Source organism: Roseomonas sp. GC11, assembly GCF_024437745.1.
Taxonomy (GTDB): Bacteria; Pseudomonadota; Alphaproteobacteria; order Acetobacterales; family Acetobacteraceae; genus Pseudoroseomonas.
Map to the genome: position 1 here is coordinate 1 of NZ_JANFNY010000099.1, position 13,773 is coordinate 13,773.

Sequence of the window (13,773 nt, forward strand, 5' to 3'; positions counted from 1 at the left end):
CCGCTGCGCTGCGCCTGCACCCGCAGCGTCGCCGCCGGCCAGCCGCGCGACCATGGCGCCTCCACCCGCAGCCCGGTGCCGTTCAGCGTCGCCGCCAGCTCGGGCGCGGCGACGGGGCCGCTGAGGCGCGCCTCCCCCACCACCGTGCCGGAGAGGCGCGGCTCCGGCACGAAGAGGTTCACCACCGAGGCCGGCAGGGCGGCGAGGGCCAGGCGCAGATCGGCGCGCTCCGGCCCCCAGCGGCCGCTCAGCGTCAGGTTGCCGGCGGGGCGGGCGGCGAGGCGCAGGCCGGGGATCTCCACCGCGCCGGAGGGCGGCAGCAGCACCGCCCCCGGCGCGGCGAGGCGCAGCCCCAGGCCCTGGCCGAGCGCGCCCTGCGCCACCTCCAGCGCGGCGATGTCCAGCCGCATCCCGGCTTCGGTGCGGGAGAAGCGGCCGCGCCCCTGGAGGCTGGCCTGTGGCAGGCGTCCCTCCATGTGCCAGTCCAGCGCGGCATCGGTGCCCTTCAGCGTCATCCCGGCGGCGTAGCTCTGCCCGGCCAGGGTGACGCGCTGCGTCTCCAGCCGGGCGTCGAAGGATTGCCGGCCCTCCGGGGTGGGGGAGAGCGCGGCCTCCAGCCGGAAGCCCCCGGCGATGGGCTGGCCGAGCAGGGCGGAGAGCGGCGCCAGATCCTCCGCCGCGGCGGTCAGGCGGCCATCGAAGCGGGTGGTGGCGGTGTCGAGCGTGCCGCTGGCCTCGGCGCGCACCGGGCCGAAGGTGAGGCGGCCCGCCTCCAGCCGCACCGTCTCCCCCTGCCGCGCGGCGCGCAGGTCGAGGGCGACGGGCTGGCCCTCCGCCTGCCCGGTCAGGCGCAGCGTGCCGGCCCAGGCGCTGAGGGCCGGCACCTCGGCCTGCAGGGCGGGGGCCTCGATGCGCCGCCCGGCGGCGGTGAGGCCGGGGCTTTCCAGATCCAGCACCAGGCCCGGATCGGCGGCGGGGCCGCTCACGCGGGCGCGCAGCAGCGCCGGGCCGGAGAGATCGGCGTGGAGTTTTTTCAGGTCCGGCAGGTCGAGCCGGGCGGTGAGGTCGAGGCGCTCCCAGCCGCTGCCGGAGACCTCCAGCCGCGCCCCCTCGCCCCGCAGGGTGAGGGAATCGATGCGGAACAGCGTGCCCTGGTAATCCGCCTCGGGCGCCGGGCCGAGGGCGCCGGAGAGCGGTTCCGGCGCCACCAGCCCGCGCGGGCGGAGCTGCGCCGTGATGCGCTCCCCCGCCTCGATGCGGGCGGTGAGGCTGAGCGCCTCCCAGCCGAAGCCCGCCGGGACCAGATCGCCCAGCGCGGCGGAGGGGCCGAGGCTGGCCTCCGCCTCCAGCGCGGCGAGGCTGCCGCGCGCGGTGATCGCCCCGGCGGGGATGGCGAGGCGCAGCGCCTCCAGCTCCGGCTGCGCCCCGGCGGGGAGGCGGGCGCGGAAGGCGAAATCCACCGCCCGCAGCGGCGCCGGGGCGAGCGGGGCGGGGGCGTCCAGATGGCCTTCCAGCGCCAGGGCACCGCCGCCTTGGGCGTCCAGCGCCAGGGTGCCGGCGGCGGTGAAGCCCGCCGCCGTGCCGAAGGCCGCCGCCGCGCGCAGCGCCGCGCCGCTGGCCGGCCCCTCCAGCGCCAGGGAAAGCTCCGCCGGGGCCTCGGGGATGCCGAGGGCCGTGGCCAGCACGCCCCCCGCCGGCTCACGCGCCCGCAGGCTGGCCTGGAGCCGGGCCCTGGGGTCGAGGGACAGGTCGAGATCCAGCTGCCCTTCCGCCTCCAGCCGCCGCAGCGCCAGCCGCGCCCGCAGCGCCGCCGCCGCCAGTTCCGCCTCGCCCCGGGCGGAGAGGGCGAAGGGCGGGCCATGCTCCTCCACCGTGGCGGCGACGAGGTCGCGCGGGATGTCGATGCGGGCGATCTCCAGCCGCGCCAGCCGCAGCGCCACCGGCAGCTCCGGCAGGACGGGCAGGGGGCCGCCCGCCCGCGGCGCCGTGGCCTCCGGCGGGGTGGGGCCGTTCTCGGGCAGGCGCAGCAGGGTGAGGCGGCGGGCGGATAATTCCTCGATCAGCACCTCCCGGTGCAGCAGGGCGCGCAGGTCGAGATCCAGCCGCAGCCCTTCCACCACCAGCCAGGGGCCGGCGGCATCGGCCAGGGTCAGCCGCTCCAGCCCGGGGGCGCCGGGGATGGGGCCGTGCAGCCCCTCCAGCGTCAGGCCAGGGACAAAATGCGTGGCCAGGCCGGCGATCAGCCGCTGCCCCGGCGCGGTGTTGGCGCCGCCCAGGACGAGGCCGGGCAGCAGCACCAATAGGAGCACCGGCAGCAGTACGAGCAGCACGAGGAGGCGCAGGGCCCAGCGCCTCAGGCGGGCAGCGAGGGGCCGCATCAGAAAGCCTGCCCGATGCCGAGATAGAGGCCGAAGGCGGAATCCCCGCTTTCCCGGTTGAGCGGCAGGGCGATATCGGCGCGCAGCGGGCCGATGCCCGTCAGGTAGCGCAGCCCGAGGCCGGCGCCGAAGCGCAGATTGCCGAAATCCGGCATGGGGTCGCGCGTGACGGAGCCGGCATCGACGAAGACGGCCATGCCCCAGGGGCCGCTGACGCGCTGGCGCAGCTCCAGCGTGGCCTCCACCTGGGAGAGGCCGCCCGCCGGCTCCGCCGCCGCCGTGCGCGGGCCGACGGACTGGTAGCTGTAGCCGCGCACCGAGCCGCCGCCGCCGGAATAGAAGCGCTTGTCCGGCGGCACCCCGCCGAAGCTGGCGCCGAGGATGCTGCCCACCGCGCCGCGCAGCGCCAGGATGCTGCCCTGGTCGCCCGAAAGGTCGAGATAGGTGCTGGCCTGGGCGCGCAGCCGGGTGAAGGCGTTGCTCTCGCCCAGGCTGTAGATCGGGTTGACCAGCAGCGTGCCGCGCAGCCCGCGCGAGGGGTTCAGCGGATTGTCCACATCCGTCCAGCGCAGCGTGCCGAGCAGGCCGAGGAGCTGGTAGCTGGTGGTTTCCCCATCCTGCGTCACGCGGCTGAACTCCACCTGCGGCCCGGCGCTGAGGGCCAGGCGGGGGGAGAGGCTGCGCTCCAGCGTGGCGCCCAGGGTGAAGGCGTCGCGGTCATAGGCGTCCGGGCGCTCGCGCAGGGCGGCGGTGTCGAGGCTGAGCGTCTGGTTGCGCCCGGCGAACCAGGGCGTCTTCAGGCTGGCGGCCAGCCTGCCGCCGGTATCGCTCGTGTCGCCCGTGGTGCCGAGGCGGTTGACCTCCGCCTCCAGCCGCAGCTTCTCCGCCCCGCCCAGCAGGTTGCGGTGTTCCCAGTAGGTGCTGAAGGTGGGGCCGTAGCGCGTCTCATACGCGGCGCTGAAGCCGATGGCGCGCAGCGGCCGCTCGATGACGGTGAAGGTGACGGGCAGGCGCCCGCTCTCGTCCAGCCGCTCCGCCGCGCGGGCGCGCACCGTGCTGAAGACGTCGAGGCTGAGCAGGTTGCGCCGTGCCTCCTCCAGCTTCGCGGGCCTGTAGGTCTCGCCTTCCAGCGGCGCCACGATGCGGCCGAGCAGGCCGGCATCGGTGCGGGCATCGGTGCGGGTTTCGGTGCGGGTTTCGGAGCCGCCCGGGGCGGTGCCCGCGGCCGGGCCCGTGCCGATGACGCGGGGGCGGGCGAATTGCGCGCGCGGGCCGGGGGCGATGAGGAAGGTCACCTCCAGCACCCGCGCGTCATGGTCGACGAGGACGCGGCGGCGCAGGCTGGCGAAGGGGTGGCCGGCCTCGCGCAGGGCGGTGGTGATGCGCGCCTCCGCATCCAGCACCGGCTGGGCGCGGGCGGGGGCGCCGGCCGCCAGCCCTGCCCCTGGCAGGGCCTGGGACAGGCCATCCGGCAGGGCGGTGCCCGCCGGCTCGGCCACCAGGCGCGGCGCGGCCAGGGTGTAGCGCGGCCCCGGCACCACCGTGACCGCCACCGCCACCGGCGTCGCCCCTGCCGGGCGGGATTGCAGCCGGGTGGCGAGGCCGGGCGTCTCCGGCGGCGTGCCCTCCACCAGCACGGCGAAGCGCCCGCCATAATACCCCTCCGAGCGCAGCGCGTCGCGCAGATGGTCCGACTCGGCGATGGCGCGGCCGATCAGCCCATAGGTATCGACAGGCGCGCTCTCCCGCAGCCGCTCCAGCGCCGAGGCGCGGCGGATGGCCTCGTCCAGCGCCGCATCCCCCGTCTCGGGCAGGGTGACGCTGTAGGCGATGCTGCGCGTTTCTTCTTCCGGCGGCGCCTCGACCGGGGCGCCGGGGGGAGGCTCCGCCCCGGTCTCCGCCGCCTGGGTGGCGGCGCGCGGCGGGGTGGCCGGCAGTAGCGCCAGCCCCAGCCCGGCGCCGAGGAACAGAAGGGGGAGGGAATGTTTGAGACGCATCAGCTTAAGCGGTATGCCCTAGCACATGGATCCGACCCTTGCCGAAACATTGACGCGTTGGCGCAGGCATCTCCACGCCAACCCCAGCCTGACCCTGCAGGAAGGCCCGACCGCGGCCTTTGTCGTGGAAAAGCTCCGGGAACTGGGGGTGACGGAGATCGCCACCGGCATTGGCGGGCATGGGGTGGTGGCCACGCTGCACCGGCCGGGCAGCAACCGCAGCGTCGGCCTGCGCGCGGACATGGACGCCCTGCCCATCGAGGAAGCGGCGCAGGACCTGCCCTGGCGCAGCACCAACCCGGGCGTGATGCATGCCTGCGGGCATGATGGCCACACCACTGCGCTGCTCGGCACCGCCGCCCTGCTGCTGAAGGATGAGAGCTGGACGGGCACCGTCCGCCTCGTCTTCCAGCCGGCGGAGGAGGGCGGTGGCGGCGCCGCCGCCATGGTGCGGGACGGGCTGTTCCAGCGCTTCCCGATGGACCGCATCTTCGGCTGGCACAACTGGCCCGGCCTCGCCGCCGGCACCATCGCCGTGCATGAGGGGCCGGTGATGGCGGCGGGCAACCGCTTCGAGATCATCATCGAGGGCCATGCCGGCCATGCCGCCCTGCCGCATCTGACGCGGGACCCGATCGTGGCGGCGGGCCATGCCATCGTCGCCTGCCAGGCCATCGTCGCCCGCAACCTGGACCCGATGGCCACCGGCGTCGTCAGCCTGACGATGATCGAGGGCGGCGAGGCGCAGAACCAGATCGCCGCCCGTGTCGCCATCAAGGGCAGCATGCGCTTCCTCACCGATGCGGTGGGCGCGCAGATCCGCGATGGCCTGCAGCGCGTCGCCGCCGGTGTCTCCGCCACCTTCGGGGTGAAGGCGGAGGCGGTGATCGGCGGTGGCGTGCCCGTCACCCGCAACCACCCGGAGGCGCGGGAACTGGCGGCGGAGGCGGCCGCCGCCGTCACCACCCTGCGCCGCGACATCGGCCCGGCCATGACGGGGGAGGATTTTTCCCACTTCCTCAACCAGGTTCCCGGCGCCTTCGTCTGGATCGGCAATGGCCCGTCCGAGGGGGGGTGTGAGCTGCATAACCCGCATTACGACTTCAACGACGCCGTGCTGCCGGTGGCCAGCGGCTTCCTGGCCGAGACGGCGCGGCGGGCGCTGCGGCAGGACGAGGGCTGAGAGGCGGCGGCAGCCTTCAGGAAAGGGTTTCCAAAGGCCTCAGGCCTTTGGTGGGGAGAGTTTGAGAGGGGCGAAGCCCCTCTCAAGACCCCGCCTATCCTGTTCATGTTGCCTCGAAAGGCGGGAGCGGAGCGGGCCATGCCTTCGCCAACGCCCGCGCCGCGCGCTGGTTTCACCCGCCCCCCGCTGCCGGGCGGAAATCACCGCCCAGGCTTGCGTCCCTGGCCGCGCGCGGGGATCCTCCCGGCCGACCCGCCGGAAGGACCCCGCATGATCCCCGTTCTGAAGACCGACCGCATCACCATCCCCAAGCTCGGCCTTGGCACCTGGAAGCTGGCCGGCGCGGAAGGGCAGGCGGCGGTGGAGAGCGCCCTTTCCCTGGGCTACCGCCACATCGACACCGCCGACCGCTATGCCAATGAGGAGGCCGTGGGCGCGGCGCTCGCCGCCTCCGGCGTGGCGCGGCAGGAGCTTTTCGTCACCAGCAAGGTGTGGTGGGACAATCTGGCGCCGGAGGCCATCCGCCGCTCTCTGGAAGGCTCGCTGCGCAAGCTCGGCACGGATTACCTGGATCTCTTCCTGGTCCACTGGCCGGCGCCTGGGATGGACCTGCCCGCCATTCTCCGCACCCTCCAGGCCGTGCAGGCGGAAGGGCGGGTGCGGCACTGGGGCGTCTCCAACTTCCCACCCGGCCTGATGCGGCAGCTGGAGGAACTCGGCGGTGCCCCCGCCTGCCTCCAGGTGGAATACCACGCCCTGCTCTCCCAGGCGCGGCTGCTGGACTGGTGCCGCCCGCGCGGCATCGCGCTGACCGCCTATTCCCCGCTGGGCCAGGGTGCCCTGGCCGAACAGCCGGTGTTGCAGGGCATCGCCGCCCGGCACGGCGCCACACCGCTTCAGGTGGCGCTGGCCTGGCTGCTGCGGCAGGAGAATGTGGTGGTGATCCCCAAGGCCGCCCGCCCCGCCTCGCAGCGCGCCAACCTGGAGGCCATCCCCCTCGCCGCGGCCCTAACCCCCGAGGATGTCGCCGCCATCGACGCCCTCCCCAAGGACTGGCGCCGCGTCACCCCCGACTTCTCCCCCAACTGGAATTTTTTGTAAGGCTGCCGCCGTCGGGTGGTGAGGCGGGACGCGGCACGGCAAACGGGCGCACCCGGTTCAGTATCGTGTTTTTTTCGGGCTGCCGCTGTCGGGTGGCGAGGCGGGGCGCTGCACGGCAAACGGCCGCACCCGGTGCAGTATCGTGTCCCGCCTGCCCACAGGACGGCGGCAGCCTGGAAGAAAGGCCGTCGGGTGGTGAGGCGGGACGCGGCACGGCAAACGGGCGCACCCGGTGCAGTATCGCGTCCCGCCTGCCCACAGGACGGCGGCAGCCTGAAAGAAAGGCGGCAGCCTGAAAAAAATCAGAGGCGGAGGACGATGCGGCCGTCGATGGCGCCGCGTTCCATGCGCTCGAAGATGTCGTTGATCTCGTCGAGATGGCCCCAGGTGAAGTGGGACTCCACCTTGCCCTCTCCGGCGAAGGCCAGGGCTTCCTCCAGATCCTGCCGGGTGCCGACGATGGAGCCGCGCACGGTGATGCGCTTCAGCACCGTGTCGAAGATCGGCATGGCGAAGCGGCCCGGCGGCAGGCCGACCAGCGCCATGGTGCCGCGCGGGCGCAGCATGGCGAAGGCCTGCTCAAAGGCCGCGGGCGAGACAGCGGTGACGAGCACGCCATGCACCCCGCCCGCCAGCCGCTGCAGCATCGCGCCCGGGTCCTGCTCCCGCGCATTCACCACGATGTCGGCCCCCAGGTTGCGGGCCAGTTCCAGCTTGTCCGGGTGCACATCGACGGCGGCGACATGCAGGCCCATGGCCTTGGCGTATTGCACCGCCATGTGGCCGAGGCCGCCAATGCCGGAGATGGCCACCCATTCGCCGGGTTTCGCCTCCGTTTCCTTCAGGCCCTTGTAGACGGTGACGCCGGCGCAGAGCACGGGCGCGGCCGGGCCGAAATCCAGCGCATCCGGCAGGAGGCCGACATAATTGGGGTCGGCCACCACATATTCGGCGAAGGTGCCGTTGACCGAGTAGCCGGTGTTCTGCTGGTCGCCGCACAGGGTTTCCCAGCCGGTGCGGCAATGCGGGCAGCCGCCGCAGGCGGTGTGCAGCCAGGGCACGCCCACGCGGTCCCCCTCCCGCACGCGCTTCACCCCGGCGCCGAGCGCCACCACATGCCCCACCCCCTCATGCCCGGGGATGAAGGGGGGCTTCGGCTTCACCGGCCAGTCGCCCTTGATGGCGTGTAGATCGGTGTGGCAGACGCCGCTCGCCGCGAGGCGGACCAGGATCTGGCCCGGCCCCGGCTCCGGCACCGGCACATCCTCGATCACGAGGGGGGCGCCAAAGGATCGCGCCACGGCGGCGCGCATCATGCGGCTCACGCCCGGGCGGAGGGTCTTCGTCTCCAGCAGGCTGGTTGCGGCCATGGGCTTGCTCCTTGTCCTCGTCCTGGTTGCTTGGGGGCCTGGGTTCCCTGGTCCTTGGCGGGCCGGGCGGCCTGCCCCGGATATGAGGGAAGCCTAGCGCCCGCCACGCGGGGCCGCCTTGCGCTGGATCAAGCCCGCCCCACCTTGGCGCGCCGCCCGGCTGGGCCTAGGCTGCGCGCCTTCATTTGCCTGACATGTCGGAGCACATCCTGGTCATGCCCGCCCTCGCCGGTCGCCTCAAAGATATCGCCGTTTCCGCCTCGGTCGTCATGGGCAGCCGCGCCCGCGCGCTGGCCGCCGAGGGCAAGAAGGTGATCAGCCTCACCACCGGCGAGCCGGATTTCCCGACGCCCCCGCACGCCATCGAGGCGGCCTATCAGGCGGCGCTGGCCGGCGACACCAAGTATCCGCCGACCGAGGGCACCGCGGCGCTGAAGAAGGCGGTGCAGAAGAAGTTCCAGCGCGACAACAAGCTGGACTACGCGCTGGACGAGATCCTCATCGCCAATGGCGGCAAGCAGATCATCATGGATGCGCTGCTCGCCACCTGCGACCCGGGCGACGAGGTGCTGATCCCCGCCCCCTACTGGGTCAGCTACGCCGACATGGCGAAGCTGGCGACGGGCACGCCCACCTTCGTCAACTGCCCGCAGAACAACGGCTTCAAGCTGCGCCCGGAGGATCTGGACGCCGCGATCACGCCGAAGACCAAGTGGCTCATCCTGAACTTCCCGAACAACCCGACCGGCGCCGCCTGCACCCGCGCGGAGATGCAGGCCATCGCCGAGGTGATGCTGAAGCATCCCCAGGTCTGGATCATGACGGACGACATGTATGAGCACCTCGTCTATGACGGGTCCTTCTGCACCATCGCCGAGGTCGAGCCGCGCCTGAAGGACCGGGTGCTGACCGTCAACGGCGCCTCCAAGAGCTATGCCATGACCGGCTGGCGCGTCGGCTTCGCCGGCGGCCCGAAGCCGCTGATCAAGGCGATGGCGAACATGCAGGGCCAGCTCACCAGCGGCATCAGCACCGTCAGCCAGGCGGCGGCGGTGGCGGCGCTGGAAGGCCCGCAGGACCTGATCGCCGAGCGCGCGGCCATCTACCGCGAGCGGCGCGACCTCGTCGTCTCCATGCTGGCCGAGGCGCCGGGCCTGTCCTGCCACAAGCCGGAAGGCGCCTTCTATGTCTATCCCAGCATCGCCGGCTGCCTGGGCAAGACCAGCAAGGGCGGCAAGCGGATCGAGACGGACACCGACTTCGCCCTGGCCCTGCTGGAGGAGAAGCTGGTGGCCACGGTGCAGGGCACGGCCTATGGCATGAGCCCCTATATCCGCATCTCCTACGCCACCGACACGGAGAGCCTGCGCGAGGCCTGCGCCCGCATCCAGGAGTTCTGCCGGGAACTGGCGTGAGCGGCGCGGCCTCCTCACCCCCGCCCTTCGCCATCCGCGCGGGGCGGGACGCGGACGCGGCGGCATTCATCCGCCTCGTCGGCGATGCCTGGGGGGAATATCCCAACTGCATCCTGGACGTGGATGGCGAGGTGCCCGAGCTGCGGGCGCTCGCCACCTATTTCGCCCAGGCCGGCGGCGCGCTCTGGGCGGCGGAGACGCCGGAGGGGCGCGTGGCGGGCATGGTGGCCACGCGGCCGCTCGGCTCCGACCGCGCCTGGGAAATCTGCAAGATGTATGTGGAGAAGGGCCAGCGCGGCAGCGGGCTGGCCCATGCCCTGCTCGGTGGCGCGGAGGCCCATGCGCGGGCCCAGGGGGCGGCGCGCATCGTCCTCTGGACGGATACGCGCTTCGAGGCCGCGCATCGCTTCTATGAGAAGCGCGGCTATGTCCGGGCGGGGTCCATCCGCATCCTCGATGATCTCTCGAAGTCGCTCGAATTCCGCTACGCCAAGCCGGTGGCGGGGCTGGCGATCGAGGCGCTGGACGCCGCCGCCGCCGCCAGCGCCGAGCGCAGCCTGGCCGCCATGCTGGTGGCCTGCGTCGCCGATGGCGCGGCCACCGGCCACCTGCCGCCGCTCTCCCCGGAGGTGGCGCGCGGCGTGTGGAAGCGTGTCTCGGGCGAGGTCGCGCTGGGCAGCCGCCTGCTGCTGGTGGCGTGGCAGGAGGGGCGGGTGGCCGGGACGGTGCAGCTCCACCTCGCCCAGGCGCAGGACCAGCCGCACCGGGCGATGGTGGAGCAACTCCTCGTCCACCCCGAATTCCGCCGCCAGGGCATCGGCCGCGCCCTGCTGCAACGGGTGGAGCAGGCGGCGCGCGGCGTCGGGCGCTCGCTCCTGACTTTCGATATCCGTGCCGGCGCCGCCGCTGAGGCCCTGTGCCGCAGCGCCGGCTGGGTGGAGGCGGGGCGTATCCCTGGCTTCTCGCGCGATGCGGCAGGGGCTTTGCAGGAACAGGTTTTTTTCTATAGAAAATTATAATGTTCTTTTTCTGAAGAAAAAGAACCAAAAAGACTTTCTTTCAGGCTGCCGCCGTCTCCCTGCACAGCGGGACGCTGAACTGAAAAAAGTTTTTTGGTTCTTTTTTTCAAAAAAGAACTCTTTTGCCTTGCCTCTTTCTGGCGGCAGGCATGCGCGAACCATTGGGCACTGCCTGTGTTCTCCCTGCATCACCCGCAGGGAGAGCAGACGATGCCCGATATCAAGCAGGCCCGTATCCTGATCCTCGCCACGGATGGCTTTGAGCAGTCCGAACTGATGGTTCCGCTGGAGAAGCTGCGCGCCGCCGGGGCGCGGGTGGAGGTGGCGGCGCCGGAGAAGACGCGCCAGCCGGGCCGCATCCGCGGCTGGGACAAGGCCGACTGGGGCCAGGAGGTGCCGGTGGACCGGCCGCTCGCCCAGGTCTCGGCCGAGGAATATGACGCGCTGGTGCTGCCCGGCGGCGTCATCAACCCGGATCTGCTGCGGCTGGAAGAGAAGGCGGTGGCGCTGGTGCGCGACTTCGCGGCGAAGGGCAGGGTGGTCGCGGCGGTCTGCCATGGCCCGTGGCTTCTGGTCGAGGCCGGGCTGGCCCAGGGCCGCAGGATGACCTCCTACGCCTCCATCCGCACCGATGTGCAGAATGCCGGCGCCACCTGGCAGGACGAGGCGGTGGTGACGGACCAGGGCATCATCACCAGCCGCTCCCCCGCCGATCTGGATGCCTTCGTGGCGAAGATCATCGAGGAGGTGCGGGAAGGCTCGCACGGCGCCCGCCGCGCCGCCTGACGCCGGGCGCCAGCGGCGCCCGGCCCTGCCAGAAAAAAGAAGGGGGTCCGGGGGAATTCATTCCCCCGGATTGTTCTGTCAGGTCTCTTCAAAAAAATTATCCGCCGCCGCCAGCACCTCCTCCGGCGCTTCCTCGGCGAGGTAATGCCCGCTGTTGACGGCGTGGCCGTAGACTTCCCCGCTGGTATAGCCCTGCCACAGTTCCACCGGCCGGTACCAGCGCCCGATCTTCCCCTTGGCGCCCCAGAGCACCAGGAGCGGGCAGCGAATTTTCTCCCCGGCGGCGCGGCTGGCGCGGTCATGCTCCAGGTCGATGGTGGCGGCGGCGCGGTAATCCTCGCAGATGGCGGTGACGGTGCCGGGCTGGCGCAGCGCTGCGAGGTAATCCGCCCGCGCCTCAGGGTGGAAGAAGCCCTTGTCCTTCGGCTCGCGCGAGGTTTGCAGGTCGAACCAGTCCTCCACGTCGCGCAGGATCATGCGCTCGGGCAGGTCGTGCTTCTGGGCCAGGAAGAACCAGTGATAATAGCCCAGGGCGAAGCTCATATCCGTGCGCTCGAAATGCTCGATGGTCGGCACGATGTCGAGCACGGCGAGGCGGCGGACGGCCTGCGGCGCGTCGAGCGCGAGGCGGTGGGCAACGCGGGCGCCGCGGTCATGCGCCAGCACCTGGAAACGCTCATGGCCGAGCTGGCGCATCAGCCCCAGCATGTCGGCCGCCATGGCGCGCTTGGCATAGGAGGCGTGGTCGTCGCTGGGGCCGGGCTTGCCGGAGAAGCCGTAGCCGCGCAGGTCCGGACAAATGACGGTGAAGCGCCGCGCCAGGGCGGGCGCCACGCGGTGCCACATCAGGTGGGTCTGCGGGTTGCCGTGCAGCAGCAGCAGGGGCGGGCCCTCGCCGCCGCGCCGCAGGCGCAGCGTCTGCCCGTCCACGCGGCGTTCCTCCAGCGTGAAGCCCTCAAAGACCATGTCGTTCCCTCCCGTCTCGAGCGGTCAGACGAGCACGGTATAGACCCCGAGCGCCACCCCCCCCACGCACATCAGCATGGAGAGGCCGGGCCAGATGGCGCGCGGCCCGTGCGTGGCGAGCATGAGGTTGATGGCCAGCGAGAGGCCGAAGGCGAGGCCCACCTGCAGCAGCGGCCGCTGGTAGATGCCCCAGACCAGCAGGCCCAGCCACAGATAGAAAGCGAATTTCGCCAGCAGGCGCCAGGCCAGGTCGGCGGCATCCGAGGCGGGGCGGAGTTCCGGCACGTTGGAGCGCGTGTTGATGAAGGCGCCGCCGGAGAGCAGCATCATGGCTGGCAGATACGTTTCCATAACCTTTGCGGGTAGCTTGGCCGCTGGCCCTTGCCAAGCGGGGAAGGCCACCCTTTCCCTCCCTCAGTCGCGGCCTTTGCGGTCCTTGCCCAGCAGCAGCGGGCAATAGGAGCATTCATCCCGCCCGGGCAGCAGGTAGAGCAGGCAGCAGACCTTGCGCCAGCGCTGCGGCCCCTCCGGCCCGTCGATCAGGCGGGTGGGTTCGTGCATCGGGTTGGGCTCGGCCTCCGGGGTGCGGGGGGCGGCGAGGATGGCCTCCCCGGCGGCGGCGGCACCGGGCGGCAGGGCGTCGGCCTGCCCCATCTCGCGCACGATCCAGGCGAAATAGGTGGCGGCGTTGGCCCACAGCACGCGCGGGGAGAGCCGGGCCTCGGCCGCCCAATGGGCGATCAGCGGCGCCAGATGGGCGCGCAGCAGCGGGGCGAAGCGGGCGAAGGGCGCCTCGGGCGGCGGGCAGGGCGTGCCCTCATGCGGCAGGACGATGGCGCCGGGCAGGCCATCCGGCTTGAGCAGCAGGCCGGCTTCCTCCACCGCCAGCGGCAGGCTGCGATGGGCCAGGGAGAGGGTGAGCACCACCGGCGGGATCAGGGTGAAGAAGTAATGCCGGCTCCACAGCGAGAGCAGGGCGCGGCGATCCTGCCCCGGGCGGTCGCGCAGCAGGGGGGCCAGAATGCGCTCCACCGCGCCGGGGGCGAGAAGCTCGGTGAGGGGCAGGGCGGGGGCATCGGGGCTGGGCGGCACCAGCCCGTCCCCGGCCAGGGCGAGCGGCCCGGCCAGGAAGGGGAAGGGGGGTGGCCGGGTGAAGGCCGGGGGGGCGAGGGACGCGGCCTGGGACATGCCCTTCCGCTATCTCAAGTGAGAATTATTCGCAACATTTTCGCGCGGCACCACCACCCCCCCGGCGACAGGGGCGGCAACACGGGTGGTGGCGCGCTAGACGTCCAGGCGGCGGCGGGCGCGGCGCAGCAGCCAGCCCTGCCAGCCCGGCGCCTTTTCGATGGCGTCGCGCAGGGCCTTCAGCGCCGCCTCGGCGCGGGAGCGGGCGAGGGCGGCCTCCACCGCCTGGCCACGCGCCACCTGCCGTTCCTCCTCCAGCGCGACGACGCGGCGGGCCAGCACGGCGGCGCCGCCATCGCGGGCGGCCAGCACCTCGGCCAGCAGGGCGCGGGCCTCGTCGCGCTCGCGCCGCAGCCGGGCCGCCTCGGCC

General features: G+C 72.5%; 11 protein-coding genes and 1 pseudogene. 5 read left to right on the top strand and 7 right to left on the bottom strand.

Annotated features, from left to right (window positions below; translation table 11 throughout):
- Positions 1–2,378 (bottom strand): annotated as a pseudogene (locus tag NON00_RS21585) (hypothetical protein); the annotation flags it as partial.
- Positions 2,378–4,375, bottom strand: a complete 1,998-nt coding sequence (locus tag NON00_RS21590) for an autotransporter assembly complex family protein (RefSeq protein ID WP_256024819.1) — start codon at positions 4,373–4,375, stop codon at positions 2,378–2,380. The pseudogene NON00_RS21585 and the gene NON00_RS21590, both read right to left, overlap by 1 nt.
- A gap of 25 nt (positions 4,376–4,400) precedes the next feature.
- Between NON00_RS21590 and NON00_RS21595 the strand changes: the two genes are divergently transcribed.
- Both NON00_RS21595 and NON00_RS21600 read left to right on the top strand, forming a co-directional pair.
- Positions 4,401–5,558 carry an amidohydrolase gene (locus NON00_RS21595; protein ID WP_256024820.1) on the top strand — a complete coding sequence of 386 codons (1,158 nt, stop codon included), beginning with the start codon at positions 4,401–4,403 and terminating at the stop codon, positions 5,556–5,558.
- Positions 5,559–5,828: 270 nt separating this feature from the next.
- Entirely contained in the window at positions 5,829–6,659 is an 831-nt protein-coding gene (locus tag NON00_RS21600) for an aldo/keto reductase (RefSeq protein ID WP_256024821.1), read from the top strand.
- Positions 6,660–6,961: 302 nt separating this feature from the next.
- Here the strand turns inward: NON00_RS21600 and NON00_RS21605 are convergent, their stop codons facing one another.
- A complete protein-coding gene (locus NON00_RS21605) occupies positions 6,962–7,984 on the bottom strand; it encodes a zinc-dependent alcohol dehydrogenase (protein ID WP_256024828.1) in 1,023 nt (340 codons plus the stop codon).
- Between the two features lie 260 nt (positions 7,985–8,244).
- Between NON00_RS21605 and NON00_RS21610 the strand changes: the two genes are divergently transcribed.
- From NON00_RS21610 to NON00_RS21620, 3 genes are all read left to right on the top strand, one after another.
- Positions 8,245–9,444: a pyridoxal phosphate-dependent aminotransferase gene (locus NON00_RS21610; RefSeq protein ID WP_256024829.1), complete on the top strand. Its 1,200-nt coding sequence runs from the start codon at positions 8,245–8,247 to the stop codon at positions 9,442–9,444.
- On the top strand, positions 9,441–10,463 hold the full coding sequence (locus tag NON00_RS21615) for a GNAT family N-acetyltransferase (RefSeq protein WP_256024822.1): 1,023 nt from the start codon (positions 9,441–9,443) through the stop codon (positions 10,461–10,463). The genes NON00_RS21610 and NON00_RS21615 overlap by 4 nt, the downstream gene beginning before the upstream one ends.
- A gap of 210 nt (positions 10,464–10,673) precedes the next feature.
- Positions 10,674–11,249 carry a type 1 glutamine amidotransferase domain-containing protein gene (locus NON00_RS21620; RefSeq protein WP_256024823.1) on the top strand — a complete coding sequence of 192 codons (576 nt, stop codon included), beginning with the start codon at positions 10,674–10,676 and terminating at the stop codon, positions 11,247–11,249.
- 78 nt (positions 11,250–11,327) lie between these two features.
- On the opposite strand, the gene NON00_RS21625 is transcribed toward NON00_RS21620, so the two are convergent.
- The 4 genes from NON00_RS21625 to NON00_RS21640 form a co-directional block, all read right to left on the bottom strand.
- Entirely contained in the window at positions 11,328–12,215 is an 888-nt protein-coding gene (locus NON00_RS21625; protein ID WP_256024824.1) for an alpha/beta fold hydrolase, read from the bottom strand.
- 24 nt (positions 12,216–12,239) lie between these two features.
- A complete protein-coding gene (locus NON00_RS21630) occupies positions 12,240–12,545 on the bottom strand; it encodes a multidrug DMT transporter permease (protein ID WP_256024825.1) in 306 nt (101 codons plus the stop codon).
- 84 nt (positions 12,546–12,629) lie between these two features.
- Positions 12,630–13,403 carry a siderophore-iron reductase FhuF gene (gene fhuF, locus NON00_RS21635; RefSeq protein WP_256024826.1) on the bottom strand — a complete coding sequence of 258 codons (774 nt, stop codon included), beginning with the start codon at positions 13,401–13,403 and terminating at the stop codon, positions 12,630–12,632.
- A gap of 96 nt (positions 13,404–13,499) precedes the next feature.
- The coding region (locus NON00_RS21640) for a hypothetical protein (RefSeq protein WP_256024827.1) at positions 13,500–13,773 on the bottom strand (274 nt) is incomplete at its 5' end.

Coding starts and splice junctions, on each gene's coding strand:
- NON00_RS21600 (WP_256024821.1), top strand. CDS start 5,829: ATGATCCCCGTTCTGAAGACCGACCGCATCACCATCCCCAAGCTCGGC.
- NON00_RS21610 (WP_256024829.1), top strand. CDS start 8,245: ATGCCCGCCCTCGCCGGTCGCCTCAAAGATATCGCCGTTTCCGCCTCG.
- NON00_RS21625 (WP_256024824.1), bottom strand. CDS start 12,215: ATGGTCTTTGAGGGCTTCACGCTGGAGGAACGCCGCGTGGACGGGCAG.
- NON00_RS21595 (WP_256024820.1), top strand. CDS start 4,401: ATGGATCCGACCCTTGCCGAAACATTGACGCGTTGGCGCAGGCATCTC.
- NON00_RS21630 (WP_256024825.1), bottom strand. CDS start 12,545: ATGATGCTGCTCTCCGGCGGCGCCTTCATCAACACGCGCTCCAACGTG.
- NON00_RS21590 (WP_256024819.1), bottom strand. CDS start 4,375: ATGCGTCTCAAACATTCCCTCCCCCTTCTGTTCCTCGGCGCCGGGCTG.
- fhuF (WP_256024826.1), bottom strand. CDS start 13,403: ATGTCCCAGGCCGCGTCCCTCGCCCCCCCGGCCTTCACCCGGCCACCC.
- NON00_RS21620 (WP_256024823.1), top strand. CDS start 10,674: ATGCCCGATATCAAGCAGGCCCGTATCCTGATCCTCGCCACGGATGGC.